This is a genomic window from Paraburkholderia fungorum, assembly GCF_046026025.1.
GTDB lineage: Bacteria > Pseudomonadota > Gammaproteobacteria > Burkholderiales > Burkholderiaceae > Paraburkholderia > Paraburkholderia fungorum_E.
This window is the reverse complement of the sequence record NZ_JAQQFL010000050.1, coordinates 21183-43650: the sequence shown is the minus strand read 5'-3', so window position 1 is coordinate 43650 and position 22468 is coordinate 21183. Positions and strand designations below refer to the sequence as shown.

13 protein-coding genes are annotated in these 22468 nt (G+C 62.1%); 6 read left to right on the top strand and 7 right to left on the bottom strand.

What is annotated here, in order from left to right:
• Nucleotides 1-22: 22 nt before the first annotated feature.
• The 5 genes from PQR67_RS35540 to PQR67_RS35520 all read left to right on the top strand — a co-directional run bounded on the left by PQR67_RS35540 (nt 23) and on the right by PQR67_RS35520 (nt 13725).
• Complete coding sequence (locus PQR67_RS35540; RefSeq protein WP_408467464.1) at nt 23-3859, top strand: chemotaxis protein CheB; 3837 nt, start codon at nt 23-25, stop codon at nt 3857-3859.
• A gap of 580 nt (nt 3860-4439) precedes the next feature.
• Nucleotides 4440-5693 (top strand): efflux RND transporter periplasmic adaptor subunit, encoded by a 1254-nt coding sequence (locus PQR67_RS35535; protein ID WP_408467463.1) that lies wholly within the window; start codon nt 4440-4442, stop codon nt 5691-5693.
• A 15-nt stretch (nt 5694-5708) separates the two neighbouring features.
• Nucleotides 5709-8840, top strand: a complete 3132-nt coding sequence (locus PQR67_RS35530; RefSeq protein WP_408467462.1) for an efflux RND transporter permease subunit — start codon at nt 5709-5711, stop codon at nt 8838-8840.
• Nucleotides 8837-12148 (top strand): efflux RND transporter permease subunit, encoded by a 3312-nt coding sequence (locus tag PQR67_RS35525; RefSeq protein WP_408467461.1) that lies wholly within the window; start codon nt 8837-8839, stop codon nt 12146-12148. Before PQR67_RS35530 ends, PQR67_RS35525 begins: the two co-directional genes overlap by 4 nt.
• The gene (locus tag PQR67_RS35520) at nt 12145-13725 is read left to right on the top strand and encodes an efflux transporter outer membrane subunit (RefSeq protein WP_408467460.1); all 1581 of its coding nucleotides are present in this window, start codon (nt 12145-12147) and stop codon (nt 13723-13725) included. Before PQR67_RS35525 ends, PQR67_RS35520 begins: the two co-directional genes overlap by 4 nt.
• Nucleotides 13726-13821: 96 nt before the next feature.
• Here PQR67_RS35520 and PQR67_RS35515 read toward each other — a convergent pair whose 3' ends face one another.
• On the bottom strand, nt 13822-15465 hold the full coding sequence (locus PQR67_RS35515) for a tetratricopeptide repeat protein (protein WP_408467459.1): 1644 nt from the start codon (nt 15463-15465) through the stop codon (nt 13822-13824).
• 92 nt (nt 15466-15557) lie between these two features.
• Between PQR67_RS35515 and PQR67_RS35510 the strand changes: the two genes are divergently transcribed.
• Complete coding sequence (locus PQR67_RS35510) at nt 15558-16016, top strand: YjjA family protein (protein WP_408467458.1); 459 nt, start codon at nt 15558-15560, stop codon at nt 16014-16016.
• 52 nt (nt 16017-16068) lie between these two features.
• Here the strand turns inward: PQR67_RS35510 and PQR67_RS35505 are convergent, their stop codons facing one another.
• The 6 genes from PQR67_RS35505 to PQR67_RS35480 all read right to left on the bottom strand — a co-directional run bounded on the left by PQR67_RS35505 (nt 16069) and on the right by PQR67_RS35480 (nt 22177).
• Nucleotides 16069-17394, bottom strand: a complete 1326-nt coding sequence (locus PQR67_RS35505) for a cation:dicarboxylate symporter family transporter (protein ID WP_408467457.1) — start codon at nt 17392-17394, stop codon at nt 16069-16071.
• A 99-nt stretch (nt 17395-17493) separates the two neighbouring features.
• Nucleotides 17494-18396 carry a transporter substrate-binding domain-containing protein gene (locus PQR67_RS35500; RefSeq protein WP_408467456.1) on the bottom strand — a complete coding sequence of 301 codons (903 nt, stop codon included), beginning with the start codon at nt 18394-18396 and terminating at the stop codon, nt 17494-17496.
• A 46-nt stretch (nt 18397-18442) separates the two neighbouring features.
• Nucleotides 18443-19648 (bottom strand): aminotransferase class I/II-fold pyridoxal phosphate-dependent enzyme, encoded by a 1206-nt coding sequence (locus PQR67_RS35495; RefSeq protein WP_408467455.1) that lies wholly within the window; start codon nt 19646-19648, stop codon nt 18443-18445.
• 31 nt (nt 19649-19679) lie between these two features.
• The gene (locus PQR67_RS35490) at nt 19680-20360 is read right to left on the bottom strand and encodes an RraA family protein (RefSeq protein ID WP_408467454.1); all 681 of its coding nucleotides are present in this window, start codon (nt 20358-20360) and stop codon (nt 19680-19682) included.
• Nucleotides 20361-20399: 39 nt separating this feature from the next.
• Nucleotides 20400-20903 (bottom strand): LeuD/DmdB family oxidoreductase small subunit, encoded by a 504-nt coding sequence (locus PQR67_RS35485; protein WP_408467453.1) that lies wholly within the window; start codon nt 20901-20903, stop codon nt 20400-20402.
• Nucleotides 20904-20908: 5 nt separating this feature from the next.
• Nucleotides 20909-22177, bottom strand: a complete 1269-nt coding sequence (locus tag PQR67_RS35480) for a 3-isopropylmalate dehydratase large subunit (protein ID WP_408467452.1) — start codon at nt 22175-22177, stop codon at nt 20909-20911.
• Between the last annotated feature and the right edge of the window lie 291 nt (nt 22178-22468).

Below are 22468 nucleotides of genomic sequence, written 5' to 3'. Positions count from 1 at the left end.
GGGCATAAAAATAGCTGCAGTCATGTCAAAATCTGAACGTGTTCAGGATGGGATCCCGACAGTGGTCAACATACCAGCGGCAGAGGAAAAGCAGGTGCCTCCAGCCTTTCCTATTGTAGGAATCGGCGCTTCCGCGGGCGGTCTGGAGGCGATCTCCGAGCTCATCTCGACGATTCCGCGTTCGTGCGGGCTGTCATTCCTGGTCGTACAGCATCTCGATCCGTCGCGTCGCAGCCTGCTGCCGGATATTCTGGCCAAGCACACTGCGATGCCGGTTGTCGAGGCGATCGAGGGGATGGCCATTGAGGCTGACCACGTCTATGTCATTCCGCCCAACGCCCGCATGCGGGTTGCGCAGCGGCGCATCAACCTGCAACCGCGCGTCGACGTTCTCGGGCCACCCATGCCGATCGACGACCTGCTGGAGTCGCTCGCCGGCGACCAGGGCGCCAATGCCATCGGGGTGATTCTCTCCGGCAGCGGATCCGACGGCGCGCTCGGCCTTAAGGCGATCCAGAATGAAGGCGGCATCACGTTCGCCCAGGACGAAACGTCCGCCCATTTTGCCAGCATGCCTCAGGCAGCCATCGGCACGGGATGCGTCGATATGGTTCTGCCCCCGCGGCAGATCGCGGAGGAGATCGTGCGCATCGGACGGCAGTCAACGAGCGGTCCCGATCAGCCGATGGCGACAACCCAGTCGGACAAAAGTCTACGGCACGTATTCCGGTTGCTGCACAAGGCCTGCAACGTCGACTTCACCCACTACAAACGCGGCACCATTGAACGCAGGCTGTCCCGGCGCATGGCGCTGCGTCAGATCTCGTCCATCGCAGACTACCTGGTCGTGCTCGAAACCGATGCGACGGAAGTGCTCGCACTCGGACGGGATCTGCTGATCCGGGTGACCGAGTTTTTCCGCGACCCCGAAACGTTCGAAGCGCTGGTTCAGATCGTATTCCCGAGGTTGCTCGGAAACCGAGAACCGGATAGTCCGATCCGGGTGTGGGTTCCCGGCTGTGCAACCGGTGAGGAAGTCTATTCGATCGCTATTTGCCTGATCGAATATCTGGGTGAACGCGCGGCGGATACGCCGATCCAGATTTTTGGCACCGACGTGAGCAGCGAGGCACTGGAGATTGCCCGCGCCGGACGCTATATCGAGAACATCGCGCGAAACGTATCGTCCCGGCGTCTGCAACGCTTCTTTGTGCGGGACGGCGATTATTACCGGCTTGACAAACGGATCCGGGATCTCTGCACCTTCGCACGTCACAACGTTGCCACCGACCCGCCCTTCTCGCGAATGGATCTCGTCAGTTGCCGCAATCTCCTCATTTACCTGAATCCGGTTCTGCAGCGAAGCGTCATGCCGCTGTTTCACTACGCATTGCGTTCTGACGGCGTGCTCATGCTGGGGCCGTCGGAAACGGTCGGCGCCTTTTCCGACCTGTTCGGCGTCATCGAAAGCAAGCGCACGAAGCTCTACAGCAAGAAGCCTCGTCCCGGACGCCCGGGTGCCCGTTCGCTCAGCCTGATGGCTTCGCCCGAATCAGCGGTCCAGCCCACGAGTTCGACGCAGGATCGACGCGAGCCGACGCTGGTTGAACGGCTGGGCCGCGAGGCCGCACACAAGGCGCTCGTGCGGTATGCGCCGCCCTATGTCCTGTGCGATGACGAACTGAACATCATCGAGTTTCACGGCGACACCGGACCGTATCTGGTCAATCCCGCAGGGCCACCGAGCAGCAACCTGCAACGGCTCGCCCGGCCGGAAGTGTTTCTGGCCATCAGCGAAGCCGTCCGGCAGGCCCGCCAGAGCGGCGCCCCGTTGCGCAGGACAGGACTGCGAGTCGGAACGGCGGAGAGCGCGGCCGAAGCGGGTATCGAGGTGCATCCGATACAGATTGCCGGTACCGATGGACGGTGGTTTATCGTCTTCTTCGAGGGGCCGCCGCAGCCGATAGCGGAAAGCGGTCTAGCTGTTTTCGCCGACGGTTCGATCAGGTCTGCCGTGCTTCGGACCTTGAAACGAAGCCTCGCCCGAACTGGCGAGCAGGATCGCGCCGTCCAGGACGCGGAGATCGCGCGTCTCAGCGCCGAGCTGGACGCCACCCGCGAACAGCTTCGGGCCACGCTCGAGGAGCATGAGAGCGCCCGGGAAGAGCTCAAATCGAGCGAGGAGGAACTGCTCTCCAGCAATGAAGAATTCCAGAGCACCAACGAGGAACTCGAGACCGCCAAAGAGGAGCTCCAGTCGATCAACGAGGAGCTTTCCACGACCAATGACGAGCTGCGCTACCGGGTCCGCGAGCTCAAGACGGTCCACGACGATGTCACCCGTGCACGCGATTACGCCGAGGCGATCATTGAAACGATCGCCGAGCCGGTCCTTATCCTCGAGGCGGATCTGCGCATCACCCGAGCCAATCACGCTTTCTATCAGGCATTCGAGACCGTGCCAGAAGCGACGATTGGTACGAAGCTGTATCTTCTCGGCAACGGCCAGTGGGATATTCCTGCGCTGCGCACGATGCTCGAAGAGATTCTTCCGGAGAAGACCACCGTTCGGGACTACGAGATCACGCACGAGTTTCCGCGCATCGGCACGCGTACCGTGCGCCTGAACGCAATGCGTGTCGCGTGGCCTGGGCAGGCGCTTGTCCTGCTCACCATTCAGGACATGACCCAGCAGCGCGATGCAGTGACGCGACTTGAGGCGGCGGATCATCAAAAGGACGAATTCCTCGCCATGCTCGCGCACGAACTGCGCAATCCCCTTGCTGCGATTCGCAACGGCTTGCAGCTATGGCAACGCGGCGATGCCGACAACGCATCCGTCAAGGCCGCCCAGGCTGCCGCCCAGCGTCAGTTGGCCAATGAGATCGGTCTGGTTGACGATCTGCTCGACGTGTCCCGGATTTCGCGCGGCATCATCACGCTCAAGGTACAGCGCGTCGATCTGGTTGATACGGTTCGCCACGCCGTCGAAACGCTGCGGGCGGAAATCGAAGCACGGCAGCACGAGCTGACACTCGAGCTGCCGGAGGAAAGCCTGACGGTCGAAGGCGATGCCATGCGGCTTGAGCAGATCGCGACGAACCTGCTCGGCAACGCGATCAAATACACCCCCGCTGGCGGGCACGTCCGGCTTTCGCTTGAACGCGAAAGGCAGGATGCCGTACTGAGCGTCGCCGACAACGGGATCGGCATGACTGCCGAGTTCATCCCTACGATTTTCAGAATCTTTGTTCAGGCGGAACGAACATCCGATCGCAGAGGCGCGGGTCTCGGGCTCGGCCTGACGCTGGTGCGGCGGCTTGTTGAACTGCACGGGGGTTCCGTGCACGCTTCCAGTGAAGGCCTTGATCGCGGCAGCAGGTTTGTCGTCCGGCTTCCGGCTCTGCCGCCAGGCACCGCAGCGGAACGCCCACCAAACTCCGGTCGATCCGCGCAAGCGCCGATCACTACCCGCCGGATTCTGGTGGTCGACGACAATCTCGACGCGGCGGAAAGCAGCGCCGCGCTATTGCGGCTCGACGGACACGAGGTGCAGGTGGCCTGCGACGGACCCGCTGCGCTGGAAACCGTGAAAGATTTTCGCCCCGACGTTGTACTGCTCGACATTGGCCTGCCCGGCATGGATGGTTACGAACTCGCGCAGCGCTTACGTACGATGCCGGCGCTGGCCGATGCCGTCCTGATCGCGCTGAGTGGGTATGGCGGAGAGCAGCATGCCGAGCGGTGCCAGCAGGCCGGTTTCGATTGCCATCTGGTCAAACCGGCCAATCTTGGACAGCTTGATGCGTTAATTGAGTCATGCCGCAGCGGGCGCACGCCAGCCAGGAACGCACCGTGAGCGATGCGCCAATCCGGCCAGAATAATTTCATCAGGCTTTCATTGCGGGTTCCCGCTCGCCGCGCTCTTCACCTATAGAAAACCCTGAAACTCGACGGTCCGCTGACACCGCTTGCGGGAGAAAAACGCCTGGCGGAATCCTTCAGACCCCAAGATGTTTCACACTGGTAACTCAAGCTTTGCGCGCACCCGGTACATTGATGCCATGTGCGTTGCGTAACCGCGTGTACCCGCGTCCACCAAGGCAAACATGAACACCACACGGTATGTCACAGGCAGTCGCGGCAATCGGCAACGCGCCGCACACGCTATCGCGCCGGACCCGTTCGATAAAACATTACCGTCGATTTCACGGCGTATTCATTGTCGCGGATCCCATCGGCAGGCCATACGGTCGCCTGATGCCGGTCATGATATTGAGCGATTTGCGCAGTCCGATTTTCTTTCAATTAGATAACACCATGCCAAAAGGCCATTGAGTTGTGACAACGCGCGAGAACCATGGCATGTTCCCAAAATCCCGGCAGAGAATGACTTCCCGTCCGATCATCAACGGCAGCATCCGTTTTCGGAGATACCCATGAGCGAAGCCGTGTCCAAGCAACCCAAGCGCTCCCGACGCGGGCTCATTCTATTTACGGTTGTCGTGCTGGCGCTGATCGCGCTTGTCGTGGTCCACCTGTCGACCCGGAAGAAACCCTCGCGCGACGTCGCGCCCATCGTCGTCACGGTGGCGAGCGCCACGCTCGGTTCGATGCCGGTCACCTTGAGCGAACTCGGCACGGTCACGCCGACCGCCACCGTGACCGTGTTGCCGCAGCTAAGCGGCTACCTCACGGAAGTCGGTTATCACGAAGGCCAGGAAGTACAGAAAGGCCAGTTCCTCGCCCAGATCGACCCGCGCCAATATCAGATCAGCAAGCAGCAGGCTCAGGCGGCACTCGCCAAAGACCGCGCGTCGCTCGCCCAGGCGCGTGCCGATCTTGCCCGCTACACGCAGTTGAACGAGCGCAAGTCGATTGCCCAGCAGACCTATGAGGATCAGAAATTCCTCGTGCAGCAGGACGAGGCCGCGGTCCAGTCCGACCTCGCCAACATCGCCCAGTTCGACCTCGACCTGACCTATTGCCGCATCACCGCGCCGGTGGCCGGCAAGGTCGGCCTGCGCCTCGTCGACCCGGGTAACTACGTGACGGCGTCGTCCTCGACGGGGATCGTCGTCATCACCACCGTCAAGCCCACCACCGTGCAGTTCACGGTGCCGCAGGATTCGCTGGCCTCCATCGTGCAACGCCTGAATGGTGGCGCGACCTTGCCGGTCACCGCGTACACCAGCGACAACGCACGCGAAGTCGCCACCGGTGCGCTCTACGCGGTCAGCAACCAGATGGCCACGTCGACCGGCACGGTCACCTTGCGCGCCACCTTCGCCAACAACGATGAAGCGCTGTTCCCCAACGAATTCGTCAACGTCAAGCTGCTGGTCGACACGATGCAGAATGCCGTGCTGGTGCCGACCCCCGCCGTGCAAACCGGCGCGCCGGGCGACTTCGTCTATCTGGTCAACGCGAACAATTCGGTCTCCGTGCACAAGGTGAAGCTCGGCCCGAGCGACGGCAAGAACACGGTCATCCTGTCCGGCCTCGCCGAGGGCAACCAGGTGGTCACGGACGGCACTGACCGTCTGAACGACGGCGCCAAAATCGAAGCGGCCAAACCGAAACCCGCGACGGCCAGTCGGCCGGCGAGCGGTGCCGCAACGGAACCCGCTGCCTCCCAACCCGCTGCCGCGTCCGCGCCAGCAGCGGCGGCAGCCAATGCGGCTTCGTCGTAGCAGGCTCGCGCGCCGATGAATATTTCACGCCTGTTTATTCTTCGACCGGTAGCCACGCTGCTGCTGATGATCGCCCTCGTGCTGGTGGGCCTCGTCGCCATGCGCGTGCTGCCGGTTTCATCGCTGCCCAACGTCGACTATCCGACCATCCAGGTGCAGACGTTCTATCCTGGCGCGAGCCCGGACGTGATGGCCACCACGGTCACGGCGCCGCTCGAAGTGCAACTGGGCGAGATCCCCGGCCTGCAACAGATGACGTCGTATAGCTCGGACGGGGCCTCGGTCATCACGCTGCAATTCGATCTCTCGCTGAACCTGGACATCGCCGAGCAGAACGTCCAGCAGGCCATCAACGCCTCCAACAGCTACCTGCCCTCCGGCCTGCCCGCGCCGCCGACGTACGCCAAGGTCAATCCGGCCGACCAGCCGATTCTGACGCTCGCGGTCACCTCGAAATCGATGTCGCTGACCCAGCTCGAGGACGTCGCCAACAACCGTCTCGGCACCAAGATTTCCGAAGTGTCGGGCGTGGGTGTGGTCACCACGAGCGGCGGCAATGTGCCGGCCATCCGCGTCGAAGCGGACCCGCATAAGCTGGCCGCCTACGGCCTGAACATCGACGATCTGCGCACGCTGCTCAGCTATGTCAACGTCAGCCAGCCAAAGGGCAATTTCGACGGCCCGGATCTCGATTACACGATCAACGGCAACGACCAGATCACCGATCCGAAAGACTATCTGAACACGGTGATCGCCTATCAGAACGGTGCCCCGGTCTTCATGCGCGACGTCGCGCGGGTCAGCCAGGCCGCCCAGGACGTCGAGCGCGGCGCCTGGTACAACGGCACGCCGGCGATCGTGCTCAACGTGCAGCGGCAACCGGGCGCGAACGTGATCGCGACCGTCAACCAGATCATGAAGCAGTTGCCGCAACTCGAATCCACCTTGCCGGCCGGCATGAAAGTGACCGTGGTGTCGGACAGCACGGGCGTGATCCGCTCGTCGGTCTCCGACGCGGCGTTCGAGTTGATCCTCGCCATCGTGCTGGTGATCGCGGTGATCTTCGTGTTCCTGCGCAACGTGCCGGCCACGCTGATTCCGAGCGTCTCGGTGCCGGTGTCGTTGATCGGCACGCTGGCCGTGATGTACCAGATGAATTACTCGATCGACAACCTCTCGCTGATGGCGCTCATCATCGCCACCGGCTTCGTGGTCGACGACTCGATCGTGATGATCGAGAACATCGTGCGTTATCTGGAGGAAGGCAAGACACCGCTCGAAGCCGCGCTGGAAGGCGCGGGTCAGATCGGTTTCACGATTCTGTCGCTGACCATCTCGCTGATTGCCGTGCTGATTCCGCTGCTCTTCATGGGCGGCGTGATCGGGCGCCTGTTCAGCGAATTCGCGGTGACCCTCGCCGTCACCATCGTGATCTCCGCGGTCGTCTCGTTGACCGTGGTGCCGATGCTCTGTGCGCGCATGTTGCGCGCCCAGGCCGAACGTCATCCGAGCCGCTTTGAGCGGATCAGCGAGAGCCTGTTCGACAAAACGCTCGCCGCCTATGAACGCGGCTTGCGCTGGGTGCTCGATCACCAGGTGCTGACGCTCGTGGTGGCCGTCGGCACGGTCGTGCTGACCGGCCTCCTGTATGTGGTGATTCCAAAAGGCCTGTTTCCGGTGCAGGACGTCGGCGTGATCGAAGGGATCAGCGTGGCCGACAACTCGGTCTCGTACGCCGCGATGGTGAATCGGCAGGGCGCGCTCGCCGATGCGATCCTGAAAGACCCGGACGTCACTTCGCTGACCTCCTATGTGGGTATCGACGGCACGAACTCGACGCTGAACAATGGCCGCTTCCTGATCAATCTGCGCGACCACGACAAGCGTTCCGATACCGCTCAGGAGATTGCCCGGCGTCTGCAACAGGAAGTCGCCAAAGTGCCGGGCGTCAGGCTCTACATGCAGCCTGAGCAGGATCTGACGCTCGACACGACCGTCTCGCCGAACCAGTACAGCTTCGTGCTGCGCGGACCGAGCCAGCAGGCATTCCAGAAGTACGTGCCGGAACTGATCGCGAAGTTAAAGCAGATCCCGTCGCTCGCGGACGTGCAAAGCGACATGAACACCGACGGCCTCAGCGTGAACGTCGAGGTCAACCGGCAACTGGCCGCACGCTTCGGCATTACGCCGGCGACGATCGACAACGCGCTGTACGACGCGCTCGGCCAGCGGATCGTCTCGACCATCTTCGAGCAGTCGGCCCAGTACCGCGTGATTCTCGTCGCCAAACCGGAGGCGCTGCCGAACGTGCAGTCGATCGGCAACCTGTATCTGCCGAGTCAGACCAGCAGCACGGGCCAGGTGCCGCTGTCGGGCATCGCGAAGATCCAGATCACGAAGTCGCCGCTCGTGATCAGCCATCTCGCGCAATTCCCCTCGGTCACCATCTCGTTCAACCTCGCGAAAGACGCCTCGCTGAGCACGGCGGTCAAAGCCATCCATCAAGCCGAACAGTCGGTGAACCTGCCGCCTTCGATCACCTCGTCGCTGCAGGGCGCGGCCCAGGCATTCGAGGATTCGCTGTCGAGCGAAGTCTATCTGCTGATCGCGGCGCTGGTGGCGGTGTATATCGTGCTCGGCGTGCTGTATGAGAGCTTCATCCATCCGGTGACGATTCTCTCCACCCTGCCCTCGGCGGGTATCGGCGCGTTGCTCGCGCTGATGCTCGCCGGCAGCGATCTGGATGTGATCGGCATTATCGGCATCGTGCTGCTGATCGGTATCGTCAAGAAGAACGCCATCATGATGGTGGACTTCGCGCTCGACGCCGAACGCAATCACGGCAAGGCGCCGCGCGAAGCGATTTTCGAGGCGTCGCTGCTACGTTTCCGCCCGATCCTGATGACCACGCTCGCCGCCATGCTCGGCGCGCTGCCGATGCTGCTCGGCAGCGGCACGGGGTCCGAGCTGCGCCGGCCGCTGGGGGTCGCGATCATTGGCGGCCTGACGCTGAGCCAGATGCTGACGCTCTTCACGACGCCCGTGATCTATCTGTTCTTCGACAGAATGGCCGAGCGTACGAGGCGCTGGCGTAACCGCAACAAACCGGAGAATCCGTCTCCCGGCGGTACGGAGGACGCGCCGTGAACATCTCGGCGCTCTTCATCCGGCGGCCCGTCGCGACCACGCTTCTGGCCATCGCGATCCTGATCTCCGGGGCGCTCGCCTACTTCCGGCTGCCGGTTGCGCCGTTGCCGAACATCGCCTTTCCGGTCATCGTGGTGCAGGCGAACATGGCGGGCGCGAGCCCGGAGATCATGGGGACCACGGTGGCCGCGCCGCTCGAGCGGCGGCTCGCCACGATTGCCGACGTCGAAGAACTGACTTCAACCAGCTCCGTCGGCTCCTCGTTGATCGTGGTCGAGTTCGGTCTGAAGCGCGATATCAACGGTGCAGCGCGCGACGTCGAAGCGGCCATCCAGGCGGCGCGCGCCGACTTGCCGACCACGCTGCGCAGCAACCCGAGCTATCGCCAGTACAACCCGGCGGATGCGCCGATCATGGTGCTCTCGCTGACATCGGACACGCTCACCAAGGCGCAGCTTTACGATTCGGCGGATTCGGTGATCCAGCAGCAGCTCTCGCAAGTCCAGGGGGTGGGCCAGATCACACTCGGCGGCGGCGCGTTGCCCTCGGTACGCGTCGAGTTGCAGCCGGGCAAACTGAGCAGCTACGGCATCGGCCTGGAAGACGTGCGCGCGGCGATCAGCGCGGCCAATGCCGACAGCGCCAAGGGTCATCTCGACGAGGGCGACCAGCGCTACGTGGTCACGTCCAACGACCAGATCACGCATGCCGCGCCGTATCGCGACCTGGTGGTGGCCTACCGCAACGGCGCGCCGGTCCAGTTGCGCGACGTCGCCGAGGTCAGGGATTCGAACGAAAATATCCGCAATGCCGGCCTCTTCAACGGCAAGTCCGCCATCCTCGTGATCGTGTATCCGATGCCAGGCAGCAATGTCGTGAGCACGGTCGCGCAGATTCGCAAGGTCCTGCCGTCGATCGAAGCGACGCTGCCGAGCAGTGTGCACGTGGGCATCGCGATCGACCGCTCGGAGTCGGTCAGATCGTCGGTGGGCGACACCGAGCGCACGCTGTTCATCGCCGTGCTGCTGGTGGTGGGCGTGGTATTCATTTTTCTGCAATCGCCGCGCGCCACGCTCGTGCCCGCCGTCGCACTGCCGCTGTCGATCGTGGGCACCTTCGGGCCGATGTACCTGCTCGGCTACAGCATCGACAATCTTTCGCTGATGGCGCTGACCATCGGCACCGGCTTCGTGGTGGACGATGCGGTGGTGGTGCTGGAAAACATCGTGCGTCACATGGAGTTGGGGCTCAGTCCGAAAGAAGCCGCCTTGAAAGGCAGCGGCGAGGTGGGCTTCACGGTGATCTCGATGAGCCTGTCGCTGATCGCGGTGTTCCTCCCGATCATGCTGATGCCGGGCGTCGTCGGCCTGCTGTTCCATGAGTTCGCGGTCACGCTTTCGGTCGCCATCCTGATCTCGCTGCTGATTTCGCTGACGGTCACGCCGGCCATGTGCGCTTACGTGCTGAGCCGCGAGAACGCCGGGCATTCGAAAGCCCGTTGGGCGACCTGGATCGAAAAACAGTTCGATCGCTTCAAGGACGCCTACTCGCGTTCGCTCGCGGCCGTACTGGACCATGCACTGCTGGTCATCCTGCTGTTGATCGGTCTGCTGGTGGGCAACGTCTTCCTGTTCAAACTGGTGCCGGCCACCTTCTTTCCCGAGCAGGACACGGGCATCCTGATCGGACAGATCATCGCTGACCAGAGCATCTCCTTTCCGGCGATGCAAAAGAAGCTCACGCAATTGCAGCAGATCGTGCAGAAAGATCCGGCGGTGGCCTCGGTCGCGGGTTTTACCGGCGGCCGCGCGCTCAATACCGCGAACGTGTTCGTCGAACTCAAGCCGCTCGCGCAACGCCATGCCACGGCCACCGAAGTCGTGAACCGCCTGCGGCCCAAGCTCAATGAGGTCTCGGGCGCCCGGCTCTTCATGCAGGCGCAGCAGGATCTGCGAATCGGCGGACGCCAATCCGCCGCCGAGTATCAATACACGCTTACCAGCGACGATTCCGCCGCGCTGTTCAAATGGACACCGCTGCTCGTCGCCGCGCTCGGCAAGGAGCACGCGCAGTTGCTCGACGTGAACTCGGACTTGCAGCAAAACGGTCTGCAGACCTACGTCACCATCAATCGCTCGACGGCGGCACGCTACGGCTTCGCGCCGAACCAGGTCGACAACGTGCTGTATGACGCGTTCGGCCAGCGCACGGTGTCGACCATCTACAACCCGCTCAACCAGTATTTCGTGGTCATGGAAGTGGCGCCGGACTACTGGCAGTACCCGCAAACGCTCAACCAGATCTACCTGAGCGCGGCGTCGGGCAACCCCACAGGCACGGCAGGCACGCAGATGCCGGGGAGCACCGTGTCGGGCGTGAAGGTGGCGACCGACGCCAGTGCGACCACCAACGCACTCAACTCGAACGCGCAAGCCAACGCGACCACCAACAGCATCGCCAACAGCAAGGGCGGCAGTTCGACCGGCAGTGCGGACAGCACGTCGGCTGAAACCATGGTGCCGCTGGCCGCGCTGGCTTCGTTCTCGAACAGTCATACCTCAACCCAGGTGAACCACCAGAGCGGCCTCGTGGCCGGGACGATCTCGTTCAACCTGCCGGCGGGCGGATCGCTCAGCAAGGCGGCCGTGGCGATCAACAACACGATCCGCGAGATCGGCATGCCGGCCAGTATCCACGGCTCGTTCGCCGGCGCGGCGGCGGCCTACTCGCAATCCATGGGGACCATCCCGCTGCTGATTCTGGCGGCACTCGGCGTGGTGTATATCGTGCTCGGCGTGTTGTACGAAAGCTCGATCCACCCGCTGACCATCCTGTCGACGCTGCCGTCCGCGGGCATCGGCGCGACGCTGGCTTTGCTGATTTTCGGCACGCCGTTCTCGGTGATCGCGCTGATCGGCATCATCCTGCTGATCGGTATCGTCAAGAAGAACGGCATCATGATGGTCGACGTCGCGATCCAGTTGCAGCGCAGCGAAGGCATGCCGGCCAAGGAAGCGATTCACTCGGCCGCCGTGGTCCGTCTGCGGCCGATCATGATGACCACCTTCGCGGCCGTGCTCGGCGCGGTGCCGCTGGCGATCGGCATCGGCCAGGGCGCGTCGCTGCGCCAACCGCTCGGTATCACGGTAATGGGTGGCCTGATCCTGAGTCAGGTCTTCACCTTGTACACCACGCCGGTGATCTACCTCTACCTCGACCGCTTGCGTTTCAAGCTGGTCAGATGGTCCGCCAACCTGCCATGGAATCGCGACGCGCAGCAACCCGGACAACCGGATACGAGGGCATGATGATGAAGATTTCCCGTAACCGCCTTGGGACACCGGGTGAGCCGCCTGGTGCACTGCTTCGCGGCCCACTCAACCGCCTTGGCCTGGTCGGCCGCCTTGGTCCGCTGCGGCCGCTGGCCGTCGCGACGCTGGCGCTGCTGACTAGCGGCTGCATGGTCGGCCCGGACTACCACCGGCCGCCAGTCAACGTGGCCGCCACCTACTCCGAGTTGCCAGGCTGGACGCAAGCCGAACCCGCCGCCGAGAAACCGAAAGGCGACTGGTGGACAGCCTTCAACGACCCACTGATCGATCAGCTCGAACCGCTGGTGTCCGTGTCGAACCAGACCGTGCGCGCGGACTACGCGAACTATCAGGAAGCGCTGGCAGAAGTCCGGGTGGCGCGTGCCAGCCTGTTTCCGACCATCGGCGCAACCGGTTCGGGCACCAGGGCGCGTAGCGCCGTAGGTAATACCGCGCGCGTGGTCAACTCGGGTTCACTGGAAGGCAACATCAGTTGGGCGCCTGACCTGTGGGGCCAGGTGCGGCGCACGATCGAGGAAAACGCCGCGACGGCGCAATCGAGCGAAGCGACGCTCGCCAACGCGACACTCTCCGAGCAGGTGGCGCTCGCCACGGCAATCATCGAACTGCGCACCAGCGACGCCAATATCGATCTTCTGCAAAAGACGGTCGCGGCCTATCAGCACTTTCTGGACGTCGTGTCCGACCAGGATCAGGCGGGCACCATCGCGCCGTCCGACGTGATCACGGCCCGCACCCAGCTCGAGACCGCGCAGTCCAGCCTGATTGCGCTCGGCGTGGCGCGCGCGCAAGACGCGCACGCGATCGCCGTGCTGGTGGGCAAGAATCCGGAAGAGCTGTCGATTACCCACAGCACCGCGATGCCGACGCTGCCGGGCGTGCCCGTCGGCGTCCCGTCCACCCTGCTCGAACGCCGGCCCGATATCGCCGCCGCCGAGCGCAAGATGGCGGCGCAAAACGCCGCGATCGGCGTGGCGGTGTCGGCGTATTACCCGGCGATTTCCCTTTCCGGGCTGGCCGGCCTCACGCAGTCGCCGTTGTCCGGTCTGTTCAATGTGGCCAACTACGTCTGGTCGCTCGGCGGCAGCGCCACCGAAACGCTTTTCGACGGTGGCTTGCGCAGCGCCGACGTCGACGCGGCGAAGGCCGCCTACGACTCGGCCGTCGCCAGCTACCGGGGCACGGTGCTGACGGCGTTCCAGAACGTTGAAGACGACTTGAGCGGGCTGCGAATCCTGGCCGAACAATCGGTCGTCCTGGAGACGGCGGTGAAAGACGCAACCCGGGGCGCCGAGATCGCGTTCAACGAGTATCAGGCCGGGACGGTGGACTACACGACCGTGGCGACCGCGCAGGCCACTCAGTTGAACACCCAGCAGACCGCGCTCAATGTTCAGGAGACGCGCCTGCTGGACTCCGCGTCGCTATTCGGCGATCTCGGCGGCGGCTGGTCGGCGGACCAGTTGCACGATCCGCGGCATCCGGAGAAGCAGGCTGCGCCTGTGCAGACCGGGGACGCAGCGGCGGGAACGGCCGATACGAAGGCGCAGTGATGTAGAGGTGCCGCGGGCGGCGGCACCCTTCTCACTTTATCTGGCACCTTACCTGGCACCTTACCTGACACTTTATCTGGCACTTTATCTGGCACTTCAGCTGGCGAATACCTCGGCACACGCCTGCCGTACCTGTTCGATGACAGCGGGCCATGTTCCGCCCAGCGGCTGGCGGAACAGACGGATCGTGTCGGGATACCAGGGCGAGTCGGTGCGGTCGTGCATCCAGCGCCAGTCGATTTCCTCTGCTGGCAGCATGACCCAGCACGGCGTCCCCAGCGATGCGGCGAGATGCGCGATCGACGTATCCACACAGATGACAAGATCGAGTTGCGCGACGATCGCGGCACTGTCGGCCATATCCGCTACGTCAGACCCGAGATGCAGCAAGGGCTGGCCACCAACCTGGCCAATCTGGCCGGCGAGCGGCGCCAGAGCCTCGTCCTCGCCCGCGCCCTTTTGCAGACTCACGAAGCAGACCCCGGGAATGCGCCAGAGCGGCGCCAGCTCAGCCAAGGATCTTAGCGACCGGTTTGCATCGTTCTGATGCTGGACGTTGCCTTTCCACACCAGACCGATCCTGCGATCGGGCGGAAGCGCTGCAAGCCGCGCGCGCCAGGATTCGACGAGAGACGGGTCCAGCGTCAACCGGACCGGCGGCGGGATCGTTTCCATCGTTGTGCCCATATACAGCGGCGCGCTCAATAGGCTCGTCCAATAGTCGTAATTCTTCGCGCTCGCCCAGCCAGCCTCGTGAGCCAGCACCACGTCGACGCCCTCAACCGTGGCGAAGAGCCGGTGCAGCGCCGGCGCGCAGGCGAAGGCGATTTCAGCCGCGCCTTGTGCTTTGAGCCACGCAAAGTAGCGGCCAAAATGAATCGCATCGCCGAGTCCGCCCTCCTGCCAGACCAGCAGCCTTTTTCCCGCCAGCGCTTCGCCACGCCAAGGGGGGCGGTTAATGACTTTCTGCGTCTTATGCTGCATCGACTTGGGGTCCGCGTGACGCTCCTCATACAGGCGCCACCCCTCCTCGAAGCGCCCCATACTGATCAACAGTGTGGCCAGACCGAACTTCGCCATGTGGTAATCGCCGCGAATCGCGAGCGCCTGCCGGTAGGCGGCCTCGGCCTCCACCAGGCGTCCGAGCCCCTTCAGTACGTTGCCGAGGTTGCTGTAGCCCATGACGAAGCCAGGGCTTAGCTCAACGGCCCGCTGATACGCTTGCGCGGCTTCGCACCAACGGCCGAGCGGCCTGAGCACGACACCGAGGTTGTAATGAAACTCAACGCGATCAGGTTCAATGAGCGCCGCTTGCCGATAGGCCGCCTCTGCTTCGGCCAGACGCCCCTGGTCCTGCAGCATCGATCCGAGCTGATTCTGGATATCCGCAAGATCCGGGCGGACTTTGAGCAATTGCCGAAAAAGCGCCTCTGTGTCGTGCAGGCGGTTTAGTCCTTTTAGCAGCGTGCCGAGATTGAGGTACGCGTCCACGAATTCCGGGTTCGTTGCGATCGAACGGCGCCAATACGATTCGGCATCGTCGAGCAGGCCCAGCCCGAGTGAGCTGACCGCTGCGATCTGCAAGGCCTCGGCCAGCAGGTGGTCCGCTAACGGCGGCTGGGCTTCGAGCAGCGGCTTAACCTTCTCCAGTGCATCGGTGAATCTTGCCGATTGATCAGGCGGCGTGGTCGGTCCGCTCTGCCCGGTGCTGGAGGGCCCGCCGTCAGGGAGTGGATGCATATTGGATGAGAGCGATGGAGACGCGAAGTCTGCCGCATGTGAGAAAAGAACTATAGTAAAGAGGATTTCCAGCCATCAGAAGGAGTTCGAGTATGAAAGCACGTACGTATCGCGCCACCGCTACCGTGATCCTGATCGCCGCATTGCTGCCTGTCTGCGCTGCCCAGGCACAGCTTGGCAATCTGCTCAACCAGAGTGGGGGTGGCGGGTCGTCCGGTGGCCTCGGGAGCCTCGGCAGCATGGGCAGTGCCTTGTCCGGCCAGTCATTGACCTCGGGCAGCACGGGCAACGTGGCAGGCGTGCTGCAGTTCTGCATCAAGAACAACTATCTCAGCGGCGACAGCGCATCGTCCGTCAAGGACTCGCTGATGAGCAAGCTCCCGGGCGGCTCCAGTTCCGCCTCGTCTGACAGCGGCTATACCAACGGCGCCAAGGGCATCCTGAGCAGCGGCAATGGCCAGCAGTTGGACCTGAGCGGCGGTGGCCTGAAGGAACAGGTGACGAAGCAGGTCTGCGACAAGATTCTTGCGCAGGGCAAGTCCCTGCTTTGATCCTGCTGGGAAACACGCGTTAGTGGATGGAGGGCGTCGAGCGCAACAGGCGTTATTTGTCCATTACCGCCAGATACACCGCGCCCTTCGCCTGATCGTAGCGTCCCTCCCAGCGCGCGATGACAAGCGGCGCAATCGTGTTGCCGAGCACGTTGAGAGCCGAGCGCCCCATATCCATAAACCGGTCGACACCCGCGATCAGCAGCAAACCCTCCAGCGGCAATCCGGCGCTGGTGAGTGTCGCAAGCATGGTCACGAACATCATGCCGGGTACCGCTGCGACGCCTTTGGAGGTGACGACCATGGTCAGCGTCAGCACGATCTGTTGCTGCCACCCCAAATGAATACCGTACAGTTGGGCGACGAACAGCGCGCCGATGCCGAGGTAAATCGCTGCACCGTCGAGGTTGAACGTATATCCCGCCGGCACGACAAATGTCGTAATGCTCTCCGGCACACCGTAGTCTTCTACTTTTTTCATGAGCTGCGGCATGACTGTCGCGGAGCTGCAGGTCGAAAACGCAATCAGGAGTTCGCTCCTGATCATGCGCAGCAACACGAAAATGTTGAATCCGAAGATTCTTGCCGTCAAGCCGAGCACCACCAGCGCGAAGACTACGATGACAAGATAAGTCACCGCGACGAGTTTCAGCAGTGGCAGCAGGGAGCCGAATCCGAAGCTCGCCACCGTCACCGCGATAAGCGCGCAGACGCCGATCGGGGCATAGCGCATCACCATGTTGGTGACTTTGTACATCGTGTCGGCGACGCCCTTGAACGTCGAGATCACCGGCTTGCGTAACTCCTCCGGTACCGATTGCAGACCGAGTCCGAAAATGACGGCGAAGAAAATCACCGGCAGCAGGTCGCCCTTCGCCATCGAGCTAAAAATATTGTCCGGGATGATGCCCAGAATGAGCTGCATGAATCCGTGGTGCCCTTGCGCCTGCTGGGTCAACTGCTGGAGCTTCGAGGTGTCGACATGTCCCAGTTTTGACATGTCGACGCCCACGCCAGGCTGCAGCAGATTACCCGCCACAAGACCGATCACAATGGCAATGGTGGTGATCACCTCGAAATAGACCAGCGTCTTCAGGCCAATGCGCCCGAGGGATTTACCATCGCCCACGCCGGTAATCCCCACCACGATGCTGGTGAAAACCAGAGGCACGACAATCATCTTGATGAGCTTGATGAAAATGTCCCCTGCCGGCTGCAGTAAACCGCTGACCATCGACTCCCGCAAGCCGGGATTGAAATTGAGTGTGATCCCAATGGCGATACCCACGATCAGTCCAATCACAATCTGCCAGGCAAAACCTAATCGAGGCTTGCTGCGCGCCGGCTGAACGCGCTGCTGTTCGGCGATGATGTCCATACTGTCTCCTGACTGAATGCGCCGAACCTCAACGCAGAGATGCCTGTTATTCTCGAGCGCGCAAGAAATGCGGACTGCCGGCGATAAACGCGTGCACCGTTAGTCGTCCATCGGGCGATCGTTCGGATGCGAAAAGACAGCCTTCAGGGCGTCGCTCATCGGCAATCCGAGGTTGATGCCCTTCGGGGCAATCGGCGACATGAACCACGCGTTGTAAAGCGACTGGCCACGGCCATCGGTTTCAAGCCGCGTAATCGTGCGGTCGACTACCGCCTTAAGCGCGGCATCGCCCTTGGGAAGCATGCATGCAATCGCTTCGTGCGTTTGCGGCGCACCAGTGATGACATAGTCGGCGGGCCGGTGCGCGGTCGCCCGTTCGCTGGCGAGCACGTCCGCATCCATGAAGAAGGCAGCGGCGCGCCCTGTTTCCAGATTCAGGAAGGACGCGCTGTGGTCGCGTGCTTCGACAATCGTGATGTTCGCGTTCTTCTGTTGAATGTAGGTTCTGAGGTAGCGCTCGGATGTCGTGCCGGTGGTGACAGCAACTGTCTTGCCAATCAGATCGTTAAACGAATGAATACTTGAATCCGCCTTGGTCAGCAGCCGCGTTTCCGTCACCGAGATGGTATTGGAGAAATCAACCTGCTGGGCCCGCTCCTTGTTGTTCGTCGTCCCGCCGCACTCAAGGTCGATCGTGCCGTTCTGAATCAATGCGATGCGGTTCTGCGCGTTGACCGGAATCATCTTCACCTGAAGTCCCGGTGCAGCGATTTCCGTCCTGATCTCCTTGACGATCTCCTGCGCGATGTCTTGCGAGTAACCGATGACATGCTCGTTGTTGTCGTAGTAGGAGTACGGCACCGACGATTCGCGATAGCCCAGCACGATCGTGTTTCTGGCCTTGATGGACGCGAGCCGTCCGGTCAGATCCTGCGCGTGGGCGCCGAGCGCCGCGCCGCAGAGCAACACCACGGCAGCGGCGCGATAAGGCAGACTATTCATTTGTTTCTTTTCCCCGATAGTGGAAAACGCACGCCTCACCCTTGCTTCAAGGGCGAAGCGCTGAACAAGCCGCAGCAATCCGTTCGCACGCTAATTCGAGCTGTTCGAAGGACGTGGCAAACGAAATACGAAAGGCCGGCGACAGGCCGAAAGCCGCGCCCTGGATCACCGCGACCTCCTGGCTTTCCAGCAGGTACATGACGAAATCGGTGTCGCTGCCGATTACCCGGCCATCAGGCGTACGCCTGCCGATGACGCCGGCGCAGGAGGGATAGACATAAAACGCGCCGGTAGGACGTGGACAGTACAGGCCGTCAATCGCATTCAGACTTTCCACGACGAGGTCTCGGCGCCGCTGGTATTCACTGCGCCAGCCCACGAGAAAATCGGTGGGCCCGGTTAATGCGGCCAAGGCCGCGGCCTGACTCACGGAGGAGGGATTGCTCGTGCTTTGCGACTGGAGTTTGGCCATGGTCTTGATGAGCGCCTTGGGGCCGCCCGCATAGCCGATTCTCCAGCCTGTCATGGCAAACGCTTTCGACACACCGTTAATGGTCAACGTGCGCTCGCTCAGATGCGGATTGCAGCGGGCAAAAGTGGCGAACTTCAAGCCGTCGTAAACCAGATGTTCGTAGACGTCGTCGGTCATCACCCAGACGTTCGGGTGGCGGCTCAGCACTTCACCCAACGCGACCAGTTCATGTTCGGTGTAAGTCGCCCCTGTCGGATTGCAGGGAGAATTGAGCACGACCCATTTGGTGCGATCGGTGATGGCCGATTCGAGCTGGGCAGGTGTCATCTTGTAGTTGCTGTTGACGTCACACTCCACGACGACCGGCCGCCCGCCGTTCAGCAGCACCATGTCCGGATAGGACACCCAGTACGGCGCGGGAATCACGACTTCGTCGCCCTCCTCCACCGTGCTCGTGAAAGCGTTGAAAACGACCTGTTTGCCGCCGTTTCCCACGGTAATCTCATCTTGCGCAAAAACCAGTCCGTTCTCGCGTTCGAATTTATCGCGTATGGCACGCTTGAGCTCGGGCGTGCCGTCCACCACCGTGTAGCGTGTCTTGCCCGCTTTCATCGCCGCATAGGCGGCTTCGACGATATGCGGCGGGGTATCGAAGTCCGGCTCGCCAGACGTAAGGCCGATGATGTCCCGGCCTTGCGCGCGCAATTCCTTCACGCGTGCGGTGGCCATTGAACTCGGCGACGGTTTGATGCGCTCCATACGGCTGGCAATCAGTTTCATTCTGGTCTCTCGTGACAACGTGAATAAATGCTCAGGCAATGACGCCTTTCTGCTTCAGGTAGGTGTCGATCCAGCCGCGCTTGTCCTCGCCCGCGAGAATCGCTTCCTTGCGTTGCTGTTCCCTTTGCGCCTGAGCGGTGGCGGCAACCAGCAGGGTTTCAAGCTGGTCGGCGGGAACCGCCACGAGACCGTCTTCATCGCCGACAATCAGATCGCCCGCCGCAATCACGAGGCCACCAATCGCCACCGGCACATTGATTTCACCCGGCCCCTCCTTGAACGGACCGCGATGCGTGTTGCCTCGGGCAAAACACGGGAAGTCCGCCGCATAAAACGCGGCGACGTCACGCACGGCGCCGTCGATGACGAAACCCGCCACGCCGCGCACCTGTGCGTGCATCTGCATCAATTCACCGACCAGCGCCTGGGTTACCTCACCGCCGCCATCCACGACAATGACGTCGCCAGGCTCGGCCATGTCCAGCGCCTTGTGGATCATCAGGTTGTCGCCGGGCCTGACCTTGACCGTCACGGCACGGCCAACAAGCTTCTTCTGGCGGTGGTAGGACTTCAGTCCGATCACGCCACACAGCCGCTGCATGTTGTCGCTGATGTGCGGGGTGACGATGGACTGAAAGCGCTCGACGATGTCTTTACGGATCGGCGCCGGCATCGGCATGATGCGAAAGCCCGGCATGGTTTGATGGCTCATGAGTTTTGATCCAGATGACAGTGCAAATTAAGGTGGAAACTAAAACGTCGAATGCTTGCGCAGGTAGGGTACGAGGCCGCCTGCATCGAGGATCTTCAGAATGTCGTGCGGGATGGGTGCAGCCTCGATTGCGCGATCGTTGCGCGTGCAACGCACCAGGATGCGCGGCCCGATCTCGATCTCCAGGGTATCGCCGTCCGCGATCTGACTGGTATCGCATTCAATCGGATAGAGTCCGTTGTTGATCGCGTTGCGAAAGTAGGTACGTGCAAAACTCTGGGCGAGCACGATCCGGATTCCCGCACCGATCACGGCCGTCACGGCAACCTCCATCGCTGAGCCGCAGCCGAAATTCTTGCCCGCGACCAGGACGTCGCCGGCAGCCACCGAGGCGGCAAACTCGGGCGCGAGGGTCTCGAACAGATAGTTCTTCAGGACGTCCGGATCGAGCGATTCACGCTTGCGTCGCGAAGAAATGATGTAGTCGGTATTGATGTCGTCGCCGAAGCGGCGCGCGGTACCCTTGATGGAGCGTGACGTCATGCTTTCTATCGCTTGAGGGAGAGGGTTTGCGGGCTGGCGATCCGGCCCGCGACGGCGCTCGCGGCGCACACTTCCGGCGACGCCAGGAAAATATTGGCGCTTGCGTTGCCCATTCGTCCTTTGAAATTCCGGTTGGCCGTGGAGATCACGTTCGCCTCGTCTTCGGGAATGGCGCCGGCCGTGCCGCAGCATGAGCCGCAACCCGGCGTCACGATAATCGCGCCCAGCGCGATCAATTCGGCGAGCTCGCCGCCTTGAGTCAACTCGAGCAACACCTCGCGCGATGCGGGTGTGACCACCAGTTGCACGCCGGCAGCTGGCCCGCCAAATTGCCGGAATACCGCCAGCGCCTGACGGAAATCTTTTGCACGGCCGCCCGTACATGTACCGAGATAGGCCATCTGCACCGACACGTTGCCCAGTTCGTCAAGACGCGCGACATTGTCGACGTTATGCGGCAGCGCCACGTACGGGCACAAGCTCGCGAGATCGATTTCGAGTGTTCGGGTATAGACGGCATCCGCGTCCGCGGACAGACCTTCTAGCGGGGCGTCGACGCGCCCGCTGAGATACCGCTCACAGGCTGCGTCGAAAGGAAACGCGGCGTTCTTGGCGCCCATTTCGACCGACAGATTGGCGAGCACCAGGCGATCCTCGAAATCGAGCGTTTGCAGGCCCTCGCCGTGAAATTCGAGCGTCTGATACGCGGCACCATCCGCGCCCAACAGCTTCGCGAGATGAAGCGCGAGATCTTTCGGATAGACGCCGAGTGGCAATTCACCGTGCAAGGCAATCCGGATCGACTGCGGCACTTTGAGCCAGACCTTGCCGGTCATCATGATGCCCGCCAGATCCGAGGAGCCGATACCGGTCGCAAAACAATTCGCTGCACCGTAGGTCACGGCATGGCTGTCGGCGCCCACGAGAAGCCGGCCGGGCGCTGCCAGACCTTGCTCCACAACGATCTGGTGGCCGATTCCCTCGCCGATATCGAACAAGGGAATGTTTTGTTCTCGGGCGAAACGCCGGATCTTCGCCTGCAGCATGGCGGCTTTCGGACTCGGCGCCGGCGCATAGTGGTCGAGTGCAAATAGCAGTTTCCCGGGCGAGTGAACGCGCGAGGCGCCCATTGCGGCAAAGTAGTCCATTGCCATGGGAATGGAGCCGTCGGTGCCCATTGCACAATCCACGTTACAGATCGCGATATCGCCCGCGTTGACGCTGCGTCCCGAACTGAGGGACAACAGCTTCTCTGAAAGGGTTTTTCCTGGCATATCGTTTATCTCGCGATTCGGAATGGGCGGGCATACCTTGCCTCAACCCGGTGCTGACTGCACGCTGCTACGGCCTTGCAGGCTGTCTCAAACCTGCTCAGTGAAGCGAGTATCGCAAACCACAATGAATCGTATTGTGAGTAATCGGCATCGCAAAGGATGAAAAAAACTCATAGGTCGTTGCCCTGAAGGATTCGTTCACCCGAGCCGCGGCGTTCTTGCAAAACAGATGGCACGGGTCGATACTTCACCGCGGCATCGCTGCCGAAACAGGCCTCGAAACGAGGCCCG